Here is a 22409-nt window from a genome sequence, read left to right as displayed (position 1 = left end):
GCATCAACTACGACCTGCACCAGGACAATGAGAACCCCGCCCATTTCACTTTCTATGAAAACTGGGAAAGCCGCGATTTGTGGCAAGAGCACATGAACGCCCCGCATCTGGCGGCATACATGGAAGCGACCAACGGCGCTGTCGCCCTGTTCACCCTCAACGAAATGACCAAGATCGGTTGATCCGGGCAATATCGTCTCTAGGAGGGCGTAATATGCCAGCAAATCGAGAGTCAGTATCAACACTGCATGCGAGGGACCTGACGGCTATTCGGAATGCCGGGTCCGCGCAGATGGCGATTGACCTGCGTGCGTGGCTGCGCCGCCTGTGGGGCAAACCGAGCCGCGCCTGAACAGCCCCGCCTGCACGTCCCCAAAGCCCCACGCCTGCGCGCACGTTTACCAGTTGCCCTCTGGCTAAAGATAAGATGGAACCGAAACATGACCATTCACATTCCTAGCACCGCTCAAGCAAGCGTCACGACCAAGCGTCTCGCGTCCGCGATTGCCTTGACAATCTCGCTTGCTGGCCCTGCCCTTGCGAACAACCCGCTGACTACATTTGCCGAAATAACCGACACCCGCCCCGGCAATATCACTGTGACGCCCGACAATCGGGTGATTATCACCCAACAGCCGCTAGACGGTCCTACGCTCCGCGTGGTCGAGGTGCTGGGCGATGGCACCAAGATTCCTTTTCCGACGCAGGACTGGGCCGACGGACCAGAGACCGGCGATGTGGGCATTGCGGCAACGATCGGGATCAAAACGGACGCCAATGGCGTGGTCTGGATTCTGGACATGGGCAGCGAAACCACCGGGCCAAAGCTTGTTGCCTGGGACACGCAGAGTGACGCTCTGCACAAGACAATCGACATTCCTGCCGATGTGTTGACGTCGATCTCGTTCCTGCAGGATTTCGTACTCGATGAGGCGCGGGGCAAGATCTACATCGCTGACATGACCTTCACGGCACCGTCCAGCGATTTGAAGCCGGCCTTTGTGGTGATTGACCTGGAAACCGGCGCGGCCCGCCGCGTTCTGGAAGGTGCCGAGGCCCTGATGCCGTCGGACAAAGACGTGGTGATTGATGGCGCACTGGTCGGCTTTAAAGACGGTGAAGGCAACCCGCAGCCCTGGCATCTGTCGATGAATGCGATCTCGATCGATCCCTCGTTCGAACATGTTTATTTCGGCACCATGAACGGCCACGATATCCTGCGAATCCCCGCCGCCGCGCTGGCCGATGACAGTCTTGATGACGAGGCCCTGCTCAAACAGATTGATCGCTACGGAGAAAAAGGCCCCAATGACGGTTTCATCGTTGACGGTGAGGGTCGGGTATTCTCGGGCGACGTGACGCGCAACGCGGTGACCGTGTCCACGGCTGACAGCTTTGAGGTTTTCGCTCAGGACGATACGCTGCTGAGCTGGCCCGACGGCTTTGCCTTTGCGCCCAATGGCACGATGTACATCATCGCCAATCAGTTGCACACGCACCCGGCCCTGAACATGGGCGAGGACGGCAGCGATAATCGCTATTTCATTCTGACTGTGAAACCTTGAACGCGTCTTCCGCCGCCATACTAGGCGGCGGCTTACATTTCCCTGACGCATGACACCTCAGGACTGGCCTATCACGGTCAGGATCTTACAGAATTTCCTGAGACAGTTGGAAGTATCACCTTACCGTCGCAGCAACAGGTCGGTTAGAGCATTGATCTAGGTCTGAAAGGACAAAACTCATGAAAGCCATTGGCTACACGACACCAGGCTCCATTGATCGCGACGACGCGCTGCTTGATCTGGACATCGCCAAACCCACGGCAACCGGCTATGATATCTTGGTCAAGGTCGCGGCCGTTTCGGTCAATCCCGTCGATACAAAGGTCCGCGCGAGCCGCCAAGCAGAAGGCGAAACGCCTGTTGTCCTCGGCTGGGATGCCGTAGGCGAGGTCGTTGAGACCGGCGATCAGGTCACGCGATTCAAGGCCGGCGACACAGTCTGGTACGCGGGCGCGATCAATCGCCCCGGCACCAATTCGGAGTACCATCTGGTCGACGCCCGTATTGTGGGCCATGCGCCCAAGTCAATCGACAAAGCCGCTGCGGCCGCGCTGCCGCTTACGACCCTGACCGCCCAAGAGATGATCTTTGACAGGCTCAAGGTGACCGATCCGGTGCCTGGTGCGGCCCATGCCATCGTCATCATCGGCGGCGCTGGCGGCGTGGGTTCCATCGCCATTCAGCTTCTGCGTGAACAGACCGATCTGACTATCATCGCAACGGCCTCGCGTCCCGAAACACAGAACTGGGTGAAAGAGCTTGGTGCGCACTATGTCATCGACCATTCCAGACCGCTGCCTGAACAAATCGAAGCACTAGGTCTCGGTGCGCCCGCCTTTGTGTTCTCGACCAATTATTCCGACACATATGTGCCGCAAGTCGCTGCATTCATCGCGCCGCAGGGTCGGTTCGGCCTCATCGACGACCCCAAAGGCTTTGACATCATGCCGTTCAAAGGCAAAGCCGTTTCGATCCACTGGGAACTGATGTTCACGCGGTCCCTGTTCACCACCGAAGATATCTCTCGCCAGGGCGACATCCTCGATACCGTGGCAGGCCTGATTGATACGGGTAAGATCCGGTCCACTGCCACCGAGAGCTTTGGGGTGATCAATGCCGCGAACCTTAAACGCGCTCATGCCTTGATTGAAAGCGGCAAGGCCAAAGGCAAGATTACGCTGGAAGGCTTCTAAGATGCAGGTGCGCAGGCTCGATCACGTCAACATTCAAACCACGCGACTGGACAAGATGGTGGCGTGGTATGAAGAGATACTGGGCCTGCGCACCGGCCCGCGCCCGGTCTTTCCATTCCCGGGCGCATGGCTCTACACGGACGGGGACGCAGTCATCCATTTGGTTGGACATGATGGCGACCCGGCAGTTGGGTCCGAACAGAATTTAAAACTCGAACACTTTGCCCTGACCGCAACCGGCAAGGACACGTTCGAATCCAAACTAAACGAACGCAAACATCACTATGAGCGCCTTGAACTGGAAGGCGTTGGGCTCGTTCAGTTTCATTTGCGAGATCCGGACGGCAATCACGTCCATGTTGATTTCGCAGGCAATGACAATGACTAAGCGTAGTCGGGCCTGAGGGCGGAGAACCATTTGAAGTGTCCAATCAGACACCTGTAGGAAGTCGAACAGCGATTGCGCGAAGGTGGAACGCTCAGCGCTGATCGACTTGACCAGAACCATCAGTGATGAAGCTAAGCGTCCACTGCTTCGTTCCGCGTCATGATGATTTCGCGGGTGATCTGCCAACGGCCATCCTCAAGCACGAAGTCAATACTAAGTGAGATGAGCTGATATCGCCCTGTCGCGTCGTTTTTACGACTCACCACAATATGGCCATGCGTGTCGTCAGCTTCGACCAAGTGATATTTCACCCAAGGATTATCATCTTTCAGCACGCCCATGTTGTTCTTAATGAACGCCATGAACCCGTTCTTGTCGTTGCGCATCAGAGTGCCATCGTTCAGTAGAACATAAGTCTGCATGTCGCGGTGATATAGGTTGTCCAGCACCTCAAAAGAGTGCCCTGAGACGCCGTGGATTAGTCCGTCCAGTGCTTCCTTGACGGCGGTGGCGTTTACATGGTCTTCGGTCATTGCCATTGTTGTGCTCCTTTTAGGATCAAATGGTTTTGGGAGGTTTTGGCCATTGATTATTCGGCGGCGTAGTTGCTGAACATATCCAACAGGATCCGCCACGGAGCATCTGCGTTCTCGCGCTCGAGGACGTAAATGTAGGACCCCTCAAGCCGAAAGCCCTGGCTTTCTACCGAGGCGCGTGTCACGCCTTTCATCACCGCTTGGGTACCATCGTCAGAAATAAATAAGTCTTCAATCGTATGCGACAGGTCGCCTTTATTCTCGCTCATGAAAGTGATGGTTTGCAAAGGAACACCATCACGACCTTGGGCTGGAGGGGTCGCTGGAGCGATCCAGAAGGTGTTTTCGTCATAAAGGGCGACCAGACCCTCAGCATCATGTGATGCAGCCAGTTCATTGAAGCGGTCATTGAAAGCGATCAAGCTGTCACGTGCAGCGCTTTGCGCAGCGGTTTCAGCAAAAGCAGGAATCGCCAGAGAGGCGACGGCGGCAAATGTAGACAGAGCGGATTTCAAACGCATGGGCTTGTCCTTTCGGTTTGGCGTATGGAATTGTTGAGAGGGAGGGAAATGGGCCTTAGGCGGCGCGTGTTCCACGAATTGGGTAGTTGTTCTCGGGATTTCGGATGAACCGAAGACCATTGAGCAGGGTCTTCAAGTCTGGCCGCGAAAACGGAGCGTTCGAGATATCTGTGACCTGGACTTGCCCGTTGCCATTGATGACAAAGATACCCGGTTCTGCAAACGGGCGATCTGTCTCGGCAGCTGACCGAGGGTCTGACACATAGAGCCCGAGTTGGTGCATCTGATCCAGGCTTAGATCATAGCCTACTGGATAGCTCGGCTGTATGAGTGCAATCTGATCTGTCGCCTTGGCTTCAGGATCAGCGGAAACTGCAACGACGTCTACTCCTAGAGCGTGGAATTCGGGTAGCAGAGCTTCCAACTCCTTCAAGTAGCTGGTGCACATGGGGCAATGCTTGCCGCGATAAACGACGACCATTTGCCAGTCATGACCTTCTTGTGGGGTTCCGAGCTGAAGCTCGCCCCCGCCCAACTTGGAAACTGTGGTTGCTGGAAACTGTGATCCGGCAGGTGTTTTTCGTGATGACATCTTCTTGCCCTTGCATTTTGTTATGATCGTTATAAAATCACCACATTCGCAACGTCAATGGTTTTGTAATGAGCAATACAAAAAAAATTGGACGACCGAAAGGTTTCGACCGAAACGAAGCCCTCACCAAAGCTATCGCCGTATTTTGGAAACAGGGCTACGAAGGTGCATCGATGAAGTTGCTGACGGATGAGATGGGTATCAACAGCCCAAGTCTCTATGCAGAGTTCGGTGACAAGCACGGCCTCTACTTGGAAGCAATAAACAGCTATGCATCGAATGACGCATGCACGCCCTTGGTCGCGCTGGAATCGATACCTGAAATAGAACAGGCCGTTCGTGCCTTCTTTGAAGCTGTCATCGACTATTCAACTCACCATGCCAGCGGCGCTAAGGGCTGTTTTCTTGTCTCCTGCGTTGCAACAAGTGCCGGACATGTTGAGGGCACCGCTGAGTTGCTCCGAGATGCAATTGCTTCGACTGACAAACGCATCGCGGCCCGCTTTGAGCAGGAGGTGTCACTCGGCAAATTGCCAAAAAACTTTCCATGTGCGGATCGAGCTAAACTGATGTTCGATTTACGACAGGGGATGGTCTTTCGGGCACGCGCGGGCTTCTCTGATGAACAGCTTGCGCGCGACATAGATAAAAACGTGAAATCAGTACTGGCAAATCCTGAAGGTTGACCTCAGTCCAAACGACCTACTCCCCGGCCGGTTTCTCATTCACAATGAGCGCCTGCCGTTTGGGTTTGCGTATTCAGCTTTATCGTCTTGCGGAAGTGGATGGGTTCTGGCGTGCTCAGCTCAGGCCATGCACTTGCGGGGTTCACGTCTCGAATCCCGCAAGTGCAGCATTCATGCGACAGCGCCGATTATGTCGCTGTTTCTGCTTTATTTACAGACCGCTATGCAGCCGGGAAACAATAAGAACCCCGATCAGCGCCAAGTTGATCACGTGGTAGAAGAACGGGTCACGATGGGCTGCATGCGCGACAATCGCAGTGATCAGGAACAATGCGACAGCAGCGTAGGCCCATTCCCGTAGCATGTCCGGCATTCCCGGCGCAATCAGCGCCGGGATTGCCAGAAACTTCAGTACGGCTAGCTGCACCCGCAGATAGTCCGGCAGCCCGAGCTCCCGGATGCCTTGGATGGTCGGCTGATGAAACAAATAGCTCGCAGCGCTCAGAGCAAGGAATGCGCAAAGTACGCAGCTGGAGAGCCAAAAAATCATCGCCTAGCCCAGAATCTGCTCGGTTACAGCGCGCTGCAGCTTGCGACCATCCGGGTCGAGCCCGGTCTTGAGCTTGGTGAATTCCTCGCCCCAGACCGATGTGCGCGTACGCAGCGCCGGTGCGTCTGACTGCATTTCGCGGATCACAACTTCGGCGACTTGGTCCGCAGTCTGGTAGACATCACCACCCTGCCGCTCTTGCGATCCGGCCACATATTTCTGCAGTATCGGCAGATACTCATCATCGAGCATGCCGCCGGTTTCGGCGATTTGCTGCAAGACCGTATTTGCAAATTCCGAGGCGATGCCACCCGGTTCAATCGCGGTGAATTCGATACCGAAGGACGGAGTGATGTAGCTTGCCATCGCTTCGGTCAGTCCTTCGACAGCAAACTTCGCACCGCAATATACCTCGTTAAAGGGCTGTCCAACCAGACCACCAACCGAAGTGATGTTGATAACATGCCCGGCACGGGCCTTGCGCATGTGCGGCATGACCGCCTTGATACAACGCACGACGCCCATGTAGTTGATGTCGAGAATGCGGGCGATGTCTGCTTCATCCGCCTGTTCCAGGCTACGGGCATAGCCCATGCCTGCGTTGTTGACCAAAACGTCAATTCTACCCTCTTCCGCCACGATCTTATCCACGGCAGCGTTGACACTGGCGGTATCCTGCACGTCCAGCGACAATAGCTTTAGGGCGACACCTGCATTTACCGCTGCGGCTTCCAACGTGCTGCGCTTGTCCAGATTGCGCATGGTGGCATAAACGGTATGTCCGGCTTGCGCTGCCTGCACGGCGATCGACACGCCGAGACCAGTTGAGGTACCGGTGATCAATACGACTTTCGTCACGATTTTTCCTTTCGGTTTTCAGGTATTTGCGATCGACAGCCAGACCCGTTCAAAGGTCAGTTGCACGATCTCGTCTGTCGGGGGTTGGTCATTCAGCGCGGCACTACGAGCCAGTTGGAGCGCGGGGGCGACCAGCAGTAGCGACAATAAATGGGTGTCCAGTTTGGCCAAAACGCCGCTATCGACGCCGCGCTGGAACATTGCTGCGATCTCTCTCGCATAGCTATCCGTGATGGCCTTCTGGTCATCGGTCAGGATTCCGGCAGTGCTTCCGTATTCCAAAAACAGGAAGCTCTTGGGATCTTCCCTCACAAAGTCGAACATTGCATCCCACATGGCTCGGATCATGGCTTTGGTATCCGTCATGTCCCGGGGGGCCGTCACTGCCTCATGGAAAGCAGCCTTGGTCTCCATGTAGATACTGCGCAGCATGTCGTCCTTGTCCGCGAAATGGACATAGACTGTGCCGGCCGACACTTTGGCGCGTTTGACCACACCCGCGACACCGGTGGCCGCGAACCCTTTGGCTACCGCCTCGTCGATCACGGCACGGCGCAGCTTTTGATAGGTTTGATCTTTGGTCAATCGGGGCATCGGCCGGTCTCCATTTCAGAGGATTGTCAGCGTATAGTCGCGCAAGCGCAGCTCGCCATCTTCTTCGATCAGCAGCCAATTGGTGACATTGGTCAGCCGCATCGGACCCACGCCTTCGATCTCTCCTTCGAAATGGACGATAAACCGAACAGCAAAGCCCTCCTTGGTATGGCGGATCGAGATATTATGCGGCTGGTGAGCTGCCCAGATTTGCGCGGCGCTGTTTGCCTCCAGATAGGTCCGCAAATCATCCGCAGAAGCAATCTCGGTCCCCAGCAGATTGATGTTCAGGGCGCCGACAGACGTCCGCGCAATCATCGCATCGGCGTCCCTTGCATCGGCGGCAGCAAACCACTGATGAACAAAGGATTTTACATCGTTGTCAGAGATGTCACCAATGCGGTTGGCTGCAATCTGTTCTGAAACGTCATCGTCAGCCGCGCCTTCAAACATCACGACGTAATTCTCAATCTTTGGCAGGGCCCCTTCCGGATCACGATCTGTCACTAGGCCGAGGCGCACGCGCATACGGCTGACGATGTCGATGTTACCGAATGTGCCATCCTTGCGCGCGATCAGATAGGTGTGGGGCGTGACGATCTCGAACAGGTCGTCTTCGAAGGTGGGATGTACATAGATTTCTTCGATGTCATGGGCACTGGCGACCGTGCCCTCCTGTGCGGCCTGATGCAGTGGCGCAAAGGCGTCCAGCGATGTGACCGTGGCTTGCGGATAAACGAACTCGAACGAGTCAGGCAGATTGGGTGCAAGCGCCTCGATCGAAGCGCCATTGTCAAAGCGCGCATACCAGTCATAGGCAAAGGCTTTGAGCGTATTGTCCGTCAGGCTTTCCGCCTGCGCCAGCGATCCGGCATTGCTTTGCTCGGCGAATGCCGGGGCAGCGATCGTGATGGCTGCAAGTCCGGCAGCTGCGAAGAAGTTGGTCAAGGTCGTCATTTGGCACCCCTGATTGATAATGAATATTCATTATTGTTTCGACTGCGTATTGTCAAACAGATGGAAGCTATTAGAAATCAATTGGTTGACTTTGCTGGCCTCACGAATGCGATTCGTGTGCTGCGCCACTCGTGGGCGCCTCGCTATCTGTGGCCCTATCGTACAGCGCGTCTCTCGACGGGTCTCAGCCGTTCAAGACTGCCATTCCCCGCAGCCTGTCGCGGGCAAAATCCAAAAAGCAGCGCAGCTTTGCAGGCACACGCCGCCCTTCCTGATGGACAAGATGGACGGGCAGGCGGGCGGGCTCATAGCTTTCCAGCATTGTTTGCAGGGTACCAGCCTGCAGATCCGGTCCCACCTGATAAGACAAGGCCCGCGTGATCCCCCATCCCCACCGTGCCAGCTCCAGACCAGCGCCTACGTTCGACACTGCCAGACGGGGCTTTAGCCGGACCGTTTGCTCCTGTGTCTCTCCGAACCGCCATTCTGTGTTTGGCGTGACACCGGCAATGGAGACGATCTTGTGATGTGCCAAGTCGGCAGGGACTTTGGGGATCCCATTTTGTTGTAGATAAACCGGGGATGCACAGACGACTCGCCGCACATGACCGATACGTAGTGCCACAAGACCGGATGGAGGCAAATCACCAATCCGCAAGGCGACGTCGATCCCTTCTTCTACCAGGTTCACCACACGATCGACGGTCACCAAATCGGCAGATACATCAGGATAGTGATCTAAGAATTCCGCTAGGATCGGAGCGATCAAGATCCGTCCGAACTCAACCGGGGCTGTAATGCGCAAATGGCCTGTGGGCCGCGCGGCCGCGCCGGAAGCCAGCGCATCCGCCGAAGTCAGATCCGCAAGGATGCCGCGTACTTCTGCCAGATAGGCCCGCCCCACATCTGTCAGGCGAACGATGCGCGTGGTGCGCGTGAACAGCCGCGCGCCCAACCGCTCCTCCAGCTCATTGACGCCACGTGTAACCGAGGGAGGGCTAAGGCCTGTGGACCGTGCGCCGCCGGCAAAACTCTGCGCCTCGGCGACAGCGACAAAGACCTCGAGCATCTGGATGCGATCCATAGTTTTATTCCAATTTTCGGAATAGTGACTTTCACTTTTTCTCTATTCTTTCAGATTATTACAGAGGCTACTTTGTGGTCAACCCATTACAAGGACGTGCCCGATGACCATCGAAGCCCCTCGCCCCCCGCTACCGCCCTTCACCGAGGAAGCCGCCCGGCAAAAGGTGCGTCTGGCCGAAGACGGCTGGAACGGGCGCAATCCTGCCAAGGTGGCGCGGGCCTATACGCCCGATAGCCAGTGGCGCAACCGCGCCGAGTTTCCCAAGGGCCGCAAGGAAATCGAGGAATTCCTGACCCGCAAATGGAACAAGGAATTGGACTATCGGCTGATCAAGGAGCTTTGGGCCTTCGCGGGAAACCGTATCGCAGTGCGATACGCCTATGAATACCACGACGATAGCGGCCACTGGTTCTGCGCCTATGGCAACGAGGACTGGGAATTCGACGAGAATGGCCTGATGGCGCATCGCCATGCCTCGATCAACGAAAAGCCGATCACCGAGGCCGAGCGCCTGTTCCACTGGCCTCTGGGCCGTCGCCCTGACGATCACCCCGGTCTCACCGCCCTGGGCCTGTAATTTCATCTCAAAAGGACTGGACCGATGACCACCCCGGTTAAACTCTACCGCAATCCCAAATCCGGCCACTGTCACCGGGTCGAACTGATGCTGGCCTTTCTGGGCCTGCCCTACGAGACCATCGACCTCGACATGGCCAACGGTGCGCACAAGGCGCCCGAGTATCTGAAGATCAGTCCCTTCGGTCTGGTTCCAGCGATTGACGATGGCGGCTACACACTGGCCGACAGCAACGCGATCCTGATCTATCTGGTTCAAACCTATGCCAAAGGCTCGCATTGGATGCCGTCAGACCCGAAAGACGCCGCCGAGGTGCAGCGCTGGCTGACAGTCGCAGCTGACAACATCTATGCCGGGCCCTGTGCAGCGCGTCTGGTCAAGGTCTTCGGCACCGGCCACGATCATGGCGCCGCCCTCGCCAAGGCGCATGACCTCTTCAAGGTGATGGAAGCGCATCTGGCGGATCGCGACTGGCTTGGCACGGACACGATCACCATCGCCGATGTGGCGGGCTACAGCTATATCGCCCATGCGCCTGAGGGCGGCGTGGACCTTGCCCCCTATCCGAATGTCCGCGCCTGGCTGTCCCGGATCGAGGCACAGCCGAACTTCGTGCCCATGGCCAAGTCGCCCATCCCCGAACTGGCCTGATGCACTTTCGCGCCGGGGCCCCTCCCTCCCTGGCGCGCCCTGATTGGAGAGACGCCATGACCACGACCGAGATTCTCAATCCCTTCCACGAAGGCGAGCGCGCGGCGCAGGAACGTGTCGGCGTGGGCGACATGGCCACATTGGTTGGCGGATTTATCCGCGACCACCTGCCCGAGCAGCATCGCGAGTTTCATACGTCCTTGCCCTTCCTCGTTGTCTCGGGTGCAGATAGGTCGGGACAAACCTGGGTCACGCTGGTGGAAGGCCCGGACGGCTTTGCCACCTCGCCTGATCCGCGTCACGTCAGCCTCGACACCGTCCTTGGTGCCGATGATCCGCTTGCTGCCGCCTTTGACGCGGGCACCGACATCGGCGTTCTGGGCATCCAGCTGGCCACCCGACGCCGCAACCGCTTCAGCGGGCATGTCCGACCCGAAGGCAACGGCTACGCCATCGACATCCGCCAGACCTTTGGCAATTGCCCGCAATATATCCACGAACGCGCCGTCACCCGGGAGGAAACCATACCCGGCCCCGCCGCGCGTTCGGACGCGCTGAACGAAAATCAGATCGCCCGCATCCACGCCGCCGACACCTTGTTCATCGGCTCTGGCCATCCGAAGGCGGAAGGCGCCGCTCGCGGCTATGACGCCAGCCACAGGGGCGGCGCGCCCGGCTTTGTCCGTGCCGCCAGTCCCACACGGCTGCTGATCCCCGACTACGCCGGCAACAACTTCTTCAACACCATCGGCAATATCGTCGCGGACCCACATGTAGGCCTTCTGTTCATCGACTTCGAAACCGGCGGCCTTTTGCACATAAGCGGACGCGCCACCATCGACTGGTCGCCCAAGGGGTCACATGACCCCGACGCCTGGCGCATGATCCTGGTCGAGATCGACGCCGTGATCGACCGCCCCGGAGCCGTGCCGCTCAGGTGGGCCAAGATGGATCACCTGTCGCGGCGCCTGAAGATCGCCAAGAAGGTCCGCGAAAGCGACGATATCACGTCATTCTACCTGATCCCCGCCGATGACCGCCCGCTCGATCCGTTCGAGGCCGGACAGCACCTGCCCATCGAGGTGCAGATCCCCGGCCAGCGCGGCACGTCGAAGCGGTCCTATTCTCTGTCCGGCCCCCCACAGGAGCGCCGCTTCTACCGTCTCAGCATCAAACGCGAGGACAAGGGCCTAGTGTCCCGGTTCCTCCATGACGACACCCGCGAGGGCAGCATCATCGAGGCTCAGAAACCTTCGGGCGACTTTGTCGTGCCCTGTTCCAACTGCCCGCTGGTGCTGGTCAGTGCGGGTGTCGGCCTGACACCGATGTTGTCGGCACTCTGGGCCAATGTCAGCCAGCAGGACCGCGATGTCTGGTACGTCCACGGTGCCCGCAACGGCGCGGCCCATGCCCTGCGCAAGGAGGTGAACGGGTTGATCGAAGCAAGCCCGAAGCTGCGCCAACTGGTGTTCTACAGCCAGCCCGGCGCCGAAGACCGCCAGGGTCAGGATTACGACGTCAAGGGCCGGATCACCGCCGAAAGCCTTCTTGACCTCGGTGCTGGCCCCGATGCCCGCTACATGCTCTGCGGCCCTGCCGCGTTCCTCGCGGGTCTCCAGCGTGATCTGGAAACTGCCGGCGTTCCCCTGGCCAACATTTACTTCGAGACATTTGGGCCGGAGAGTCGGGCCGACGCGAGCGGGTAATGTCATTGACCTGCCGCTCCGGGACCAACGAAGACGACAATCTGATCCCTTTGCTGAGATATTGTGCAGATATTATCTTGCGTCGAAAGGGCGCTTAGACGACCCAGTGAGAACTCCACAAGAACAGATGGGCCTGTCCAGAAGATCTCAGGAGAGCGCACCAACGCTGTCGCTGAGGCTGTCTCTTGTTATGATATCTGTCGGTCAAGAGGGCTCAGTTGTCTATGTGCCACATTCTGAACCGCCCCTGCCCGGTCACTTCGCGGATCAAACCGCTTGCCTCCATCCACGCCAGATTGCGCTGAACGGCGGCGCGACTGGCGCCGGTCATGGCCTCAGCCATTGGGGCGGAAACCAGGGGCCATTCCTTGAAAACCCGACGCAAGGCTGTTGGTGTGCGGCCAGACAAGTGCGCCATAATGCTCTCTGCCCGCTTGGACCACGATTCAATATCGTCAAGTGTCCGCATTGCCGTTAGAATCGCGCTGTTCATTCCATCCAACCAGCGGGCCAAACGTTCGGGTGGCAAGCCCGAAACACGCAGCCCCCCCGCCCCGCCCATGGCCAGCGGTGCGAAGACGGCGCCGCTTCCATCGCTGGCTGCTATTCTGGACGCGGTTACGGCGGCTTCGATCCGGTCTCCGTGCCCGCCGAGGCCCGCTAAGCTCCAGAGATGAAAGCCCATGCAAGCCCGCGTGATTGGGTGGAGCTCGGCTGCGGCTGTCACTACGTCCAGCCATCCGCCCGCGCGATCTTCGAAACGCTCAGCGCTGTCTTCAATGTTCTCGGGATCGCGGCGATCAAGGAAGGCGGCCAGGTCAGCGTTCGGTCCAGGACCGCCTGTCAGGCGCCGAACAGCCCATCCAACTCTTGCCAAGGCATTTGGGTCATCCTGAGCGCCCGAGAGCCGCATCGATATCCAGAGCGCCAGACGATCAGAACTCACCCGGTCCCCTGCGAACCAGCTAAGATCCGCCGCCTCGATTAAAGCAAGCCGATGCCGCCAGCCTTCCGGGCCGCGCAGCAGCCGGTCATCCAGAGCACCCAGGCGTCCAGCCACGCATGCCAGCCGCGCAACGTGAAGCCCCTCTGCCTTTGCCCAGTCATGGACGACAGCGGTGTCGGGCGGTTCCGCACGGGGCCCGGGAGGCAAATCATCCGGTTCTTCTTCGAGTGGCCCAGGCAGGAACCAGAGATCGTCTTCGTGAGCCTCTTCATCCTCCTCAATGGTGATGAGGGGGTTGTCGTAATCATCATTCAAAGTAGAGGCTTGCGTCTTCATATGTGCAAAATAATGATCTTTTGCACATTACCCAAGCATTTTTTGTGGCCGCTGCCTGCGCCCTTTATATAGTACGTGCACGCGACTGCCGGCGGAACCTCTCAGATCGCGCTCAGCGCAAGGAAACCAAGGGTTTTTGGAAGAGCACGACGAGAGAGCGCCTACTTGCATTCGTTTACAAACGGTCGTTTATTGATGATACATAAAATTGCAAACGGCCCGTTTTCATGCCCCTGATAGGCTACGCCCGTGTTTCCACAGAGGATCAGACCCCCCTGCCCCAGTCTGAGGCCCTGCAGTCTGCGGGATGCGCCGAGATCTTTGAAGAGCACGCCTCGGGCGGCAATCGCGCGCGACCGGTGCTGGCACGCGTGCTCGAACGCGTCCAGAGCGGCGATACGCTGGTCGTTGTGCGGATCGACCGGCTTGCGCGATCTCTGTCGCACTTGCTGGAGGTGATCGAAAGACTGGAGGGAAAGGGGGCGTTCTTCCGCTCGCTCCAGGACCCGATCGACACTGCCTCGCCCCAGGGCAAGTTCACGTTGCAGGTTCTGGGCGCTGCGGCTGAGTTCGAACGCGCTCTGATCCGCGAGCGCACAAAGGCCGGGCTTGCCTCTGCGCGCGCCAAAGGGCGCGTAGGCGGCAACCCAGGGCTACGCGCCAAGGATCCCGCCGCGCTGCGCAAGGTGCGGCTGGCACGGCAGGACGGCTATATGGAACGCCTGAACGAGACCGCGCAGGATTGGGTGCCTCATGTGCGCCGCCTGCGCCCCGATATGGCTTGGGAAGACGTGCTGCGAATTATCAATGCCCCCCTGCCCCCAGATCACCATTGGACACAAGGCCGACTGCTCCGCGCTGTGAAGGCATATGTGCGCGACGGGTTCCTTCCTGCCGAGGTGCTTGGCCGCGCCGGACGCCGCGAAACCGATGACCGCCTGCCGGCCATCGTCGCAGCGATCAAAGGCGCGGACCCCGAAATCACGCTGCAGGCGATCTGCGATCGGCTAGAGTCGATGCGCGAACGGACCCCTCGAGGTCGTGCCAGCTGGCAGCCGTCTTCGGTCAAAATGTTGCTCGAACGAGCGGAGCGGCTTGGCCTAATTTCATCAGAATCGGCTCACTCCCAACTGTAACTAGCAGAGGCTCAAACAGCTGAATCTATCGCTCTAAACACCGTCAGAAGGTCAATTGTGCCATTGGTTGCATGGGTTTAGCCAATACCATCCAAACAATCCCCATGAATGGCTTGAAGCACGGTCTTTTGGATTTATCACCATAAAATCAACAACTTGCAGTTATCTTGATGTGACTGTACGTATTGGTGCTGTGGATAACTTTCACACTACATCTAGATTCTTCTTGCCGGACTCACTTGATCGTGGCATTCCCATTCTGACGGTAAAACGCGTCAGTCGCGCTGTACACCGTCAGAATGACCAAGAGCCTCAACAGAGGCCGAGAGTGGGCGGCAGGACATGGATGATCGTAACGTTGGATACGCGCAAGGCATAGGCTCTTCCGACATCGGAGCATTTGCCGACAATCTGGCTGAATCTTTGGATCGCCAGATGAAGATCGCTTTCGAGCCCGAAGAACGAAAGTCCCTGCGCCGATTCAGTTCTACCGAAGTTGCCAGCCTCCTGCGCGTTAGCACATCTAACCTGCGCAACCGGCACAAGGACGGCAGCTTCCCGGAAGTTCATACAGACAACCGCGGACACCGGTTCTACACAGCCCAAGAGATCGATAAGCTGCGCGACATTCTGGGGCGCACCGGAAAGAACGCAGAAAGCTACCGCCCCGGTCGACGTGAAGGCGATCGTCTCCAGGTGATATCTGTCGTCAATTTCAAAGGCGGATCGTCAAAAACAACAGCAACGATCCATCTTGCACAACGGTATGCTTTGCGAGGTTACCGAGTGTTGGTCTTGGATCTCGATCCGCAGGCAAGTTTGACCACCTTTTTCGGCTTTCGGCCAGAGCTCGAGTTCGCCGAAGGCGGCACAATCTATGATGCCCTGAGATATGAGGAACAAGTTCCGCTCTCAGCCGTCATCCAAAAAACCTACTTCCATAAGCTCGATATGGTCCCAGCGGGCCTGATGCTCTCGGAATACGAAACTGAGACGGCAAACGCCCTCGCCCGCCGGGTGCAACCCATATTTGCGGAGCGTCTTGCCTTAGCGCTTGAGGAAGTAGAGGCGAATTACGACATCGTTCTGATCGACTGCCCACCTCAACTTGGCTTTCTGACCCTAACGGCGTTGGCAGCCTCGACGGGACTCCTAGTAACGGTCGTGCCTGGCATGCTCGACATTGCTTCAATGAGCCAGTTCCTGAAACTTGCTTCGGAAACGGTAAAGGCTGTCGAAGAAGCCATTGGCAGGCGCGTTACATGGGACTTCGTAAAGTTCTTGATCACGAGATACGAGCCGTCGGACGGGCCTCAGACCCAGATGGCGGGCTACCTGAGATCGATCTTGGCCGGACAGGTCATGACTGAGCCAATGCTGAAATCTACAGCAATCTCGGACGCCGGTATGACCCAGCAAACCGTCTACGAAGTTGATCCGAGCCAATTCATTAGAAAAACGATTGATCGCGCTCTGACCAGCGTGAATGGCGTTGGAGATGAGTTGGAACAGACAATCCAAATGGCATGGGGGCGTCGCTGATGGCCCGAAATATCTTCAATCAGCCTCCAAAGGACGAGAAGGAGAGCGCGGCCCCCTCCCCTACCCCGCCAAAAGCAGCAAAACTGCCAGGATCTGTTGGCGGATTGCGCGACTCTTTGCGCGAGATTACCGCGAATTCGATCCGTGACATCGAGCCCGATCAGATTGACATGGATGGTCTGCGCGATCGGTTGGTGCTGGAGGATTCCAGTATTGATGAGTTGGCCGAAAGCATTCGCAAGCATGGGCAACAAGTACCAATTATGGTCCGTCCATCAGCGCAACCGGACAGATACCGTATCATCTACGGACGACGCAGGCTCGCAGCGATCCGCATGGTCGGCGGAACGGTCAAGGCGATCGTTCGAAGCCTGGATGACGACGCATCTCTGATCGCACAGGGCCAAGAGAACAACCTCCGACTAGACCCGTCTTTCATTGAGAAATCTCTTTTTATCAAAGAGATGCAGGAATCAGGTTACAAGCCAAACGTCATTCAGGATGCTCTCGGCTTGACACGGCAGGGCGTGTCCAATCATCGCGTCGTCATAGAGCAACTGCCAGAAGGGCTTGTACAGCTGATCGGGCCGGCACATGGCATCGGACGACGGCAATGGGGTGACCTGGCCGCTTTGTCGAAAAAGATAGATCTGGTGAACACAGCCAAAGAGGTGATCGCCGCCCTGCCCGACGACACTCCAAGCGCGGATAAGTTTCAGGCAGTCTACTCGGCTTGCTCGAACAAGGCGCGTAGCGACAAGAAGCAAGCCAACCGCAGCCTAACGTCCGTTGTCAAAGATGGGGACGGTAGCTCTGTGGGAACGCTGACAGTCGACCAGAAAACGATCGCTATCAAGATCACCAAGAAGGACAACCCAGAATTCGGCCAATGGATCGAAGAGCGCGCGGAGGCAGCGCTTTTGAAGCTCTTCGAACAGTGGCGGAATGAGAGCGGCTCTGGGTCCTAAGCCCCGAGCCACACAGAGTAACTCGAGCAGAGGAGAAAAGCGAAGACCAGAAAGAAAAGAGCCCCCCAAAGTTTCCCCTGGAGAGCCCTCATCATTCGATTAGCACTCATGATGTAGCAACCTCCAGCAAACCGGTCAAGAGTCACCGATTCGGTGGACGGGTTTTTATTGCCTTTTTCTGAGCGAAATCTCGGGAAGAGACTGGGAAGTTGTGGGCCGAACGGTCGTCGTGAAGAAACCATGGCATTTACAAAACTATCGATCAGAACCGCTGATGCTGATGCATCACGCGGCTCAATTTCTGCGGCTGAAACCGACATCTGGACCATCTTCAGGGCACTAAGAGATGCACGTAGCGTATTCGGTCTGCGTCCTGGCCATATCCAAACACTTCAAGCCATGCTTAGTTTCTTGAAGCCCGGCCATGGCGAAACGGTTTTCGCGTCCAACGACTCGATTTGCCAGCGCGTCGGCGGAATCGACGAACGGACACTCCGCAGGCACATCAACCGCTTCGTCGAACTCGGGTTCATCAAACGCAATGACAGCTCGAACAGAAAGCGCTACCGCGTTCGCTCATCCAGCGGGGAATGCATCAGCTATGGACTGTCTCTAACCCCCCTCCTCCAACGTGCGAGCGAGCTTATCGCCATCGCACATGAGATGGAAAATAACCGGCGGGATCGGATATTTGTCCGCAAACAGATCCTGACAAAGCTCGCCCATTTGGAAGAGCATGATCCCAGCAACACATTCATCAACCACGCACGGAGAGCTCTACGCAGGAAGCTGAGCCTTACCGAATACCACGCGCTGCTCGCCGACACGGACAAAGAATGCCAGACTTTGTATACCCCAGATAACCCACCAGAAACTGTGGAGTTGCCCGCCAATGACGGACAAACTGTCCGGCACCAATCTATGTCTGAAGAAGAAAAAAAAGATTTAGATAGCAACACAGGCAATGAAGCTCTGAAACCAGACTTGCTAACCTCAGTCTGCGATCAAGCGACATCGTTCTCCACAGAGAGACTTAGAGACTGGTTGGACATTGAAAACCATGCTCGAACTCTTGCACCCATGATGGGGATTCACCCAGAAACATTTGAGAAAGCCAAGAATGCAGTAGGAGCTCAGAAAGCGTCATGCGCGATCTTCATCATGCTACAACTTGGACAACGCATCAGGGATTTTGGAGCGTACTTTCACAGTATCACCTTGGGCCAACGTCAAGACCAGTTTGATCCAGTGGCTTTGATCAAGCGTCTATCCAAAACTGCTATGCAAACCGCCTAGTGTCCACCGCGGTGGACGTCTGGCCATCAACTAGTCCAATGACGCGCGGTCTCGCCACATGCATCAAAGCGACAGAGCCAAATTCCACTAGGGCGATACTACACAGTCAATCCATGTACCTCCGACCCGCCGATGTCCACCGCGGTGGACAGATCCGGCACCAAGTCTCACAACTCACATGCGCGACAGCCGCTTTTCGTCATCCACCACTTCCAAAGAACCCTTGTTGGCAGTCCAGGCCCACAGGACGATGTTGAAGTCCGTTGATGACGCACCCTTCGCAAAGCTTTGGATCAGAAGCCCCGCAAACCGATCTGCTATAAGGGCGCGTGCTAGCTCCTGTGTCGGTACCAATTGGCCATCGAGCATCTTCATGCGCCATGCAGAGTCGGCAAGCATCGCCTCGGTCACACCATACCGTTCGAGCTTGTCCTGATCGCGGGTATCGAAAATAGGCCCAAGGTCGGCTTTGTAGGACACCAGGATCGTGGGTTGCAGGCTGCCTACCTGGTTGGCTTCTCTAAGAGCGGTCGCGGGATCCAGCGAGGTGTAGAGGGCAGGGGTGCCCTTGGCGTTAAAGCGCCCTCCATAGAGTTCAGCGCCTCGTCCGGACAGAGGTTCACGCGCATAGACCGGGTTCAGGGCGCGATAGAGTGGCCCTGTGTAGCGTCCATCTTTCAGCGGCATCAGGCAAAGACGCCCGCATCGACCGCATCGATGTATTCCAGAACTTGCTGAGCTTTGCCTTCCTGCACCAGCTGCATGGCTGTCCGGCCATCAAAGCCGGGCAGGGGCTCTGACCGGTACCATGCATAGGCCATCAGTTCCGAGCCGAAGCGGGGCTCAACTTTGTTCAGCACCTCTACCAATTCGCGCAGGCGGCGCTGCGTCTTGTCCGAACCGATGCGGGCTCGCCTCTGCAACGCGTCTTTGCCCAAGCCGACGGTCAATGCGATCTCTTCTGCTGATGTGCGTAGCACCGCGGCGATCTTGCGCGGTTCGAATTGCCCAGCTTCAGCAAAGTTCGTGATGTGCATGATCTATGCTCCTACGGTGATACTGACGGTATATAGCGGCAACATCGCTGAAATTCAAGCTGACAGGAGGCGCTGCGCCTTCGTTTCCCGTGCTTATCCGTAACGCTGCAGTGCTCTGAACGAAGCAAATCCTGATCTTTGGGCCTGAGAGGTCACCGTTGGAGCGCTTTTGCCGATCGAGAACGTCAGATAAGCTATTGATAATATGAGAAAGACTGCAGCAGTCGGGCCGGAGTTGCCGATATGGCTTGCCGATCTTGGATCGAAACCGCCACTTACTGCATGCCGTCACTGGGGTCCGCGGTGGTGTCGGACCCTCGGCCGTTACCCCGGACCAGTTGGCTGCTGAAAAGTAAAAGTGTCCTTCGGGTTTTGTGACTGACGGATGAGGGCCTTTGGGGTCCCTCGGATGGGTCCGGACCGGATTCCGGTCTGTCTTTCCTAATGAAGGGCATTCTAATGGAAACAGGTGTCTTGCGCGTGCTCCGCACAACCGCCGCCTCCTGGTGGCGGCATAGAGAGCTGCGCCGAACTGGCCAGTCGGCGCGGGCGCGGCAGCTCGAACGCGAGACTGTCTTGCGTGATCTCGGCTATCTCAGGCAGGCGGCGACATTGCCGAATGCCCATGTAATCTGCGGGGATGGTGGGACATTCCTCCATCTCGGTTGGACCACCGTGTCGACCTTCGCGCCGATCGAGCGCTTTCCCTTGGCCGCCCTCGCGGTCGCACTCGGGACGCCCTTCATCGATATCCGACCCGTCACCGATGGCATCGGCTTCGCGAACCTGCCCCGTGTGACACGAGGCAGATCGGTTGACGCTGACCATTCAGGTGCCGGCCAGTCTGTCTCGCTGACCACCTACATCGACATGGTCGAGCGGCTCGGCGCGAGGATCGTCAACGATCCGCGCCCCCGCCAGTCAACCTGATCACCATTCCCTCTCACCAACACTCGAAAGGAGGCCAGCCATGGCCCGGTCCCGCACGCCCAAATTCGATGCCTCCGAGGTCATCACAAACGAAATCATCCGCATCATCGAGCGCGGCGTCCTGCCGTGGCGCAAGCCATGGACCGCAGGTGGCAGCTCTCGTCCCCTGCGCGTGGGCGGAGAACCCTACCAAGGGGTGAACAACTTCCTGCTGACGATGCGGACCGTGATGGCGGGCCACAGCTCTCCCTTCTGGATGACGCTGCCGCAAGCCAATGCGTTGGACGCAAAGGTCCGCAAGGGCGAGAAATCCTCTGTCGTCGTCTATTACGGCCAAAGCCGGAAAGACGCGGGCGGCGAGGACGACCGCAGCGATGGCGATGATCGCTCCGAGGAAGCCCGCATCTTCCGCTTCCAGAAATCCTACCGCGTGTTCAATGCCTGCCAGATCGATGGCCTGCCCGACAGCTTCTTCCCAGACCCGGAGCCCGCGCCCGAGCATCCGCCGTCCGAGCCCATCCCGCACATGCAGGCGTTTTTCGATGCCATCGACATCACGACCGTCTTCACGGGCACGGAGGCGTACTATTTGCCGCCCGTGGACAAGGTCTACATGCCGTCCATCACGCGGTTCCAGGACCCGCGCAATTTCTACGGGGTCTGGGCGCATGAGCTGGCCCATGCCACGAAAGCCCCCCATCGACTGAACCGCGATTTCGGGCTCTCGAAGTTTGGCAACACGGCCTATGCCCGCGAAGAGATCGTCGCCGAACTGACCTCGGTTTTTTTGGGTCAGACACTCGGCTTCACGGCCCATACGCTCGAGATGAATGCCGCCTACCTCCACAACTGGTTGCGCGTTCTTCGGTCGGACAAGGGTGCGATCTTCAAGCACGCCGCGGACGCGCAGCGGGCCTGCGACTATCTGATTGCCAGATCGGAGGCGGGCAGGGCAGGGAGCAGCGCCGAGGCCGCCTGACCACACGGAGTACGGAGACTCGCATGTCACGCAAGGAACCCAAGACGCTACGGGTGGCCTGCTTCAAAGACGGTCGCCGCAAGATCATCACCTTCAAACACGGTGCCTATTGGTGGAGCTTGTCCGAGGGCGCGTATCCGCTCTCGGCAGCGCTCGAGACCATCAAGGACCAGGGTGGCTGGATCGAAACCATCCCCAATCCGAATTACCGACCCATGAGGTTGTTCGGGTAGAGGCCCTTCCACCTCGGTCCTACCACCAGCCGGAAAAGGAAAAGCAGGCTTTGGGAAGGGTGTTTCAACTTCTCAAAGGAGATCCCCATGTCCATGACCGTTCAACCCCAGCCAGACAGTCCAGATCCGAGTGTGATCGCAGCGCAGAACGACGCGTTTCGCAAGCTCGCGTGCCTTGGAGTGGCGCCCGCGCAGCCCACCCAGGGCCGAATGCATGTCACCCGCTCGCTTATGGAGGCCGGTGACGGCTTCATGGCCGAGGCGGTGAAGGCCACCGGTGCGTTCGATACATTCGAGCCTGAGAATGATCCCGAGGGATGGGACGATTTTGGCGCGGTCGAGATCCGGGGCGAGACCGTGTTCTGGAAAATCGATCTCTATGAGGCAGATTCGGATTTCCGCTACGGGGCCGAGACCCCGGACAATCCTGCCACAACCATGCGCGTGCTGACCATCATGCTGGCGCGTGACTGGTAGGGTAGGAGGGCTTCCCAAAGTGTCGATCTGAAAACTCAAGGCCCACTGACCCCTCAAAGGGAAAGTGG

General features: G+C 57.6%; 27 protein-coding genes. 16 read left to right on the top strand and 11 right to left on the bottom strand.

All coding sequences use genetic code 11. From position 1 onward, the window contains the following. From CLV78_RS21410 to CLV78_RS21395, 4 genes are all read left to right on the top strand, one after another. Positions 1 to 182, top strand: a 182-nt coding sequence (locus CLV78_RS21410) for a putative quinol monooxygenase (protein ID WP_211301051.1), incomplete at its 5' end; no start/stop codon positions are given. 258 nt (positions 183 to 440) lie between these two features. Further along, complete coding sequence (locus CLV78_RS21405) at positions 441 to 1565, top strand: L-dopachrome tautomerase-related protein (RefSeq protein ID WP_106207850.1); 1125 nt, start codon at positions 441 to 443, stop codon at positions 1563 to 1565. A gap of 179 nt (positions 1566 to 1744) precedes the next feature. Then, a complete protein-coding gene (locus tag CLV78_RS21400) occupies positions 1745 to 2758 on the top strand; it encodes a zinc-binding alcohol dehydrogenase family protein (protein ID WP_106207848.1) in 1014 nt (337 codons plus the stop codon). A 1-nt stretch (position 2759) separates the two neighbouring features. Continuing rightward, entirely contained in the window at positions 2760 to 3146 is a 387-nt protein-coding gene (locus CLV78_RS21395) for a VOC family protein (RefSeq protein ID WP_106207846.1), read from the top strand. 131 nt (positions 3147 to 3277) lie between these two features. Here CLV78_RS21395 and CLV78_RS21390 read toward each other — a convergent pair whose 3' ends face one another. Genes CLV78_RS21390 through CLV78_RS21380 form a run of 3 tightly spaced genes read right to left on the bottom strand, consistent with a single transcriptional unit; the run spans position 3278 to position 4795 of the window. Further along, the gene (locus CLV78_RS21390) at positions 3278 to 3685 is read right to left on the bottom strand and encodes a hypothetical protein (protein ID WP_106207844.1); all 408 of its coding nucleotides are present in this window, start codon (positions 3683 to 3685) and stop codon (positions 3278 to 3280) included. A gap of 50 nt (positions 3686 to 3735) precedes the next feature. Then, entirely contained in the window at positions 3736 to 4203 is a 468-nt protein-coding gene (locus tag CLV78_RS21385; protein ID WP_106207842.1) for a YybH family protein, read from the bottom strand. A 55-nt stretch (positions 4204 to 4258) separates the two neighbouring features. Further along, the gene (locus tag CLV78_RS21380; RefSeq protein WP_106207840.1) at positions 4259 to 4795 is read right to left on the bottom strand and encodes a redoxin domain-containing protein; all 537 of its coding nucleotides are present in this window, start codon (positions 4793 to 4795) and stop codon (positions 4259 to 4261) included. Between the two features lie 68 nt (positions 4796 to 4863). Between CLV78_RS21380 and CLV78_RS21375 the strand changes: the two genes are divergently transcribed. After that, entirely contained in the window at positions 4864 to 5481 is a 618-nt protein-coding gene (locus tag CLV78_RS21375) for a TetR/AcrR family transcriptional regulator (protein WP_211301050.1), read from the top strand. Positions 5482 to 5692: 211 nt separating this feature from the next. Here the strand turns inward: CLV78_RS21375 and CLV78_RS21370 are convergent, their stop codons facing one another. The 5 genes from CLV78_RS21370 to CLV78_RS21350 all read right to left on the bottom strand — a co-directional run bounded on the left by CLV78_RS21370 (position 5693) and on the right by CLV78_RS21350 (position 9524). Then, positions 5693 to 6031, bottom strand: a complete 339-nt coding sequence (locus CLV78_RS21370) for a DoxX family protein (protein WP_106207838.1) — start codon at positions 6029 to 6031, stop codon at positions 5693 to 5695. Positions 6032 to 6034: 3 nt separating this feature from the next. Then, positions 6035 to 6889 carry an SDR family oxidoreductase gene (locus CLV78_RS21365; protein ID WP_106207836.1) on the bottom strand — a complete coding sequence of 285 codons (855 nt, stop codon included), beginning with the start codon at positions 6887 to 6889 and terminating at the stop codon, positions 6035 to 6037. A gap of 18 nt (positions 6890 to 6907) precedes the next feature. Beyond that, entirely contained in the window at positions 6908 to 7483 is a 576-nt protein-coding gene (locus CLV78_RS21360) for a TetR/AcrR family transcriptional regulator (protein WP_245925226.1), read from the bottom strand. A 15-nt stretch (positions 7484 to 7498) separates the two neighbouring features. Then, positions 7499 to 8440, bottom strand: coding sequence for a hypothetical protein (locus CLV78_RS21355; RefSeq protein ID WP_106207834.1), 942 nt, complete (start codon positions 8438 to 8440; stop codon positions 7499 to 7501). Positions 8441 to 8624: 184 nt separating this feature from the next. Beyond that, positions 8625 to 9524, bottom strand: a complete 900-nt coding sequence (locus CLV78_RS21350; protein ID WP_106207832.1) for a LysR family transcriptional regulator — start codon at positions 9522 to 9524, stop codon at positions 8625 to 8627. A gap of 103 nt (positions 9525 to 9627) precedes the next feature. Between CLV78_RS21350 and CLV78_RS21345 the strand changes: the two genes are divergently transcribed. From CLV78_RS21345 to CLV78_RS21335, 3 genes are read left to right on the top strand one after another with little or no spacing between them, the layout of a single operon-like run. Further along, complete coding sequence (locus tag CLV78_RS21345; RefSeq protein WP_106207830.1) at positions 9628 to 10104, top strand: nuclear transport factor 2 family protein; 477 nt, start codon at positions 9628 to 9630, stop codon at positions 10102 to 10104. A 24-nt stretch (positions 10105 to 10128) separates the two neighbouring features. Continuing rightward, a complete protein-coding gene (locus CLV78_RS21340; protein WP_106207828.1) occupies positions 10129 to 10755 on the top strand; it encodes a glutathione S-transferase family protein in 627 nt (208 codons plus the stop codon). 56 nt (positions 10756 to 10811) lie between these two features. Further along, positions 10812 to 12461, top strand: coding sequence for an FAD-binding oxidoreductase (locus tag CLV78_RS21335; RefSeq protein WP_106207826.1), 1650 nt, complete (start codon positions 10812 to 10814; stop codon positions 12459 to 12461). A 214-nt stretch (positions 12462 to 12675) separates the two neighbouring features. On the opposite strand, the gene CLV78_RS21330 is transcribed toward CLV78_RS21335, so the two are convergent. After that, positions 12676 to 13743: a hypothetical protein gene (locus CLV78_RS21330; RefSeq protein WP_106207824.1), complete on the bottom strand. Its 1068-nt coding sequence runs from the start codon at positions 13741 to 13743 to the stop codon at positions 12676 to 12678. 227 nt (positions 13744 to 13970) lie between these two features. On the opposite strand from CLV78_RS21330, the gene CLV78_RS21325 reads away from it, so the two are divergent. The 4 genes from CLV78_RS21325 to repC all read left to right on the top strand — a co-directional run bounded on the left by CLV78_RS21325 (position 13971) and on the right by repC (position 18685). After that, positions 13971 to 14879, top strand: a complete 909-nt coding sequence (locus CLV78_RS21325) for a recombinase family protein (RefSeq protein ID WP_043754160.1) — start codon at positions 13971 to 13973, stop codon at positions 14877 to 14879. A 342-nt stretch (positions 14880 to 15221) separates the two neighbouring features. After that, on the top strand, positions 15222 to 16421 hold the full coding sequence (gene repA / locus CLV78_RS21320; RefSeq protein ID WP_043754158.1) for a plasmid partitioning protein RepA: 1200 nt from the start codon (positions 15222 to 15224) through the stop codon (positions 16419 to 16421). Further along, entirely contained in the window at positions 16421 to 17389 is a 969-nt protein-coding gene (gene repB, locus CLV78_RS21315; protein WP_223229246.1) for a plasmid partitioning protein RepB, read from the top strand. Before repA ends, repB begins: the two co-directional genes overlap by 1 nt. A 240-nt stretch (positions 17390 to 17629) precedes the next feature. Continuing rightward, entirely contained in the window at positions 17630 to 18685 is a 1056-nt protein-coding gene (gene repC, locus CLV78_RS21310; RefSeq protein ID WP_085870099.1) for a plasmid replication protein RepC, read from the top strand. Between the two features lie 174 nt (positions 18686 to 18859). Here the strand turns inward: repC and CLV78_RS21305 are convergent, their stop codons facing one another. Then, entirely contained in the window at positions 18860 to 19372 is a 513-nt protein-coding gene (locus CLV78_RS21305) for an RES family NAD+ phosphorylase (RefSeq protein WP_043754138.1), read from the bottom strand. After that, on the bottom strand, positions 19372 to 19722 hold the full coding sequence (locus tag CLV78_RS21300) for an MbcA/ParS/Xre antitoxin family protein (protein ID WP_027264271.1): 351 nt from the start codon (positions 19720 to 19722) through the stop codon (positions 19372 to 19374). The genes CLV78_RS21305 and CLV78_RS21300 overlap by 1 nt, the downstream gene beginning before the upstream one ends. A gap of 444 nt (positions 19723 to 20166) precedes the next feature. Here CLV78_RS21300 and CLV78_RS21295 point away from each other — a divergent pair, with 444 nt between their 5' ends. The 4 genes from CLV78_RS21295 to CLV78_RS21280 all read left to right on the top strand — a co-directional run bounded on the left by CLV78_RS21295 (position 20167) and on the right by CLV78_RS21280 (position 22341). Continuing rightward, positions 20167 to 20652 (top strand): hypothetical protein, encoded by a 486-nt coding sequence (locus CLV78_RS21295; RefSeq protein ID WP_106207822.1) that lies wholly within the window; start codon positions 20167 to 20169, stop codon positions 20650 to 20652. Between the two features lie 40 nt (positions 20653 to 20692). Continuing rightward, on the top strand, positions 20693 to 21631 hold the full coding sequence (locus tag CLV78_RS21290) for an ArdC family protein (protein ID WP_106207820.1): 939 nt from the start codon (positions 20693 to 20695) through the stop codon (positions 21629 to 21631). A gap of 23 nt (positions 21632 to 21654) precedes the next feature. Then, entirely contained in the window at positions 21655 to 21864 is a 210-nt protein-coding gene (locus CLV78_RS21285) for a DUF6330 family protein (RefSeq protein ID WP_106207818.1), read from the top strand. Between the two features lie 87 nt (positions 21865 to 21951). Continuing rightward, positions 21952 to 22341 (top strand): DUF3768 domain-containing protein, encoded by a 390-nt coding sequence (locus tag CLV78_RS21280; protein WP_106207816.1) that lies wholly within the window; start codon positions 21952 to 21954, stop codon positions 22339 to 22341. The last annotated feature ends 68 nt before the right edge of the window (positions 22342 to 22409 follow it).

The sequence above is a fragment of the Aliiruegeria haliotis genome (assembly GCF_003003255.1).
GTDB classification, from domain to species: domain Bacteria; phylum Pseudomonadota; class Alphaproteobacteria; order Rhodobacterales; family Rhodobacteraceae; genus Tropicimonas; species Tropicimonas haliotis.
This window is presented reverse-complemented; position numbering and strand designations above follow the sequence as displayed.

Excerpts from the sequence above, each read along its gene's own strand:
- CLV78_RS21345 (WP_106207830.1), top strand. The coding sequence starts at position 9,628 with ATGACCATCGAAGCCCCTCGCCCCCCGCTACCGCCCTTCACCGAGGAA.
- CLV78_RS21305 (WP_043754138.1), bottom strand. The coding sequence starts at position 19,372 with ATGCCGCTGAAAGATGGACGCTACACAGGGCCACTCTATCGCGCCCTG.
- CLV78_RS21375 (WP_211301050.1), top strand. The coding sequence starts at position 4,864 with ATGAGCAATACAAAAAAAATTGGACGACCGAAAGGTTTCGACCGAAAC.
- CLV78_RS21380 (WP_106207840.1), bottom strand. The coding sequence starts at position 4,795 with ATGTCATCACGAAAAACACCTGCCGGATCACAGTTTCCAGCAACCACA.
- CLV78_RS21370 (WP_106207838.1), bottom strand. The coding sequence starts at position 6,031 with ATGATTTTTTGGCTCTCCAGCTGCGTACTTTGCGCATTCCTTGCTCTG.
- CLV78_RS21290 (WP_106207820.1), top strand. The coding sequence starts at position 20,693 with ATGGCCCGGTCCCGCACGCCCAAATTCGATGCCTCCGAGGTCATCACA.
- CLV78_RS21405 (WP_106207850.1), top strand. The coding sequence starts at position 441 with ATGACCATTCACATTCCTAGCACCGCTCAAGCAAGCGTCACGACCAAG.
- CLV78_RS21355 (WP_106207834.1), bottom strand. The coding sequence starts at position 8,440 with ATGACGACCTTGACCAACTTCTTCGCAGCTGCCGGACTTGCAGCCATC.
- CLV78_RS21330 (WP_106207824.1), bottom strand. The coding sequence starts at position 13,743 with ATGAAGACGCAAGCCTCTACTTTGAATGATGATTACGACAACCCCCTC.
- repA (WP_043754158.1), top strand. The coding sequence starts at position 15,222 with ATGGATGATCGTAACGTTGGATACGCGCAAGGCATAGGCTCTTCCGAC.
- CLV78_RS21340 (WP_106207828.1), top strand. The coding sequence starts at position 10,129 with ATGACCACCCCGGTTAAACTCTACCGCAATCCCAAATCCGGCCACTGT.
- CLV78_RS21395 (WP_106207846.1), top strand. The coding sequence starts at position 2,760 with ATGCAGGTGCGCAGGCTCGATCACGTCAACATTCAAACCACGCGACTG.
- CLV78_RS21400 (WP_106207848.1), top strand. The coding sequence starts at position 1,745 with ATGAAAGCCATTGGCTACACGACACCAGGCTCCATTGATCGCGACGAC.
- CLV78_RS21385 (WP_106207842.1), bottom strand. The coding sequence starts at position 4,203 with ATGCGTTTGAAATCCGCTCTGTCTACATTTGCCGCCGTCGCCTCTCTG.
- repB (WP_223229246.1), top strand. The coding sequence starts at position 16,421 with ATGGCCCGAAATATCTTCAATCAGCCTCCAAAGGACGAGAAGGAGAGC.
- CLV78_RS21350 (WP_106207832.1), bottom strand. The coding sequence starts at position 9,524 with ATGGATCGCATCCAGATGCTCGAGGTCTTTGTCGCTGTCGCCGAGGCG.
- repC (WP_085870099.1), top strand. The coding sequence starts at position 17,630 with ATGGCATTTACAAAACTATCGATCAGAACCGCTGATGCTGATGCATCA.
- CLV78_RS21280 (WP_106207816.1), top strand. The coding sequence starts at position 21,952 with ATGTCCATGACCGTTCAACCCCAGCCAGACAGTCCAGATCCGAGTGTG.
- CLV78_RS21390 (WP_106207844.1), bottom strand. The coding sequence starts at position 3,685 with ATGGCAATGACCGAAGACCATGTAAACGCCACCGCCGTCAAGGAAGCA.
- CLV78_RS21325 (WP_043754160.1), top strand. The coding sequence starts at position 13,971 with ATGCCCCTGATAGGCTACGCCCGTGTTTCCACAGAGGATCAGACCCCC.
- CLV78_RS21335 (WP_106207826.1), top strand. The coding sequence starts at position 10,812 with ATGACCACGACCGAGATTCTCAATCCCTTCCACGAAGGCGAGCGCGCG.
- CLV78_RS21300 (WP_027264271.1), bottom strand. The coding sequence starts at position 19,722 with ATGCACATCACGAACTTTGCTGAAGCTGGGCAATTCGAACCGCGCAAG.
- CLV78_RS21360 (WP_245925226.1), bottom strand. The coding sequence starts at position 7,483 with ATGCCCCGATTGACCAAAGATCAAACCTATCAAAAGCTGCGCCGTGCC.
- CLV78_RS21285 (WP_106207818.1), top strand. The coding sequence starts at position 21,655 with ATGTCACGCAAGGAACCCAAGACGCTACGGGTGGCCTGCTTCAAAGAC.
- CLV78_RS21295 (WP_106207822.1), top strand. The coding sequence starts at position 20,167 with ATGAAGGGCATTCTAATGGAAACAGGTGTCTTGCGCGTGCTCCGCACA.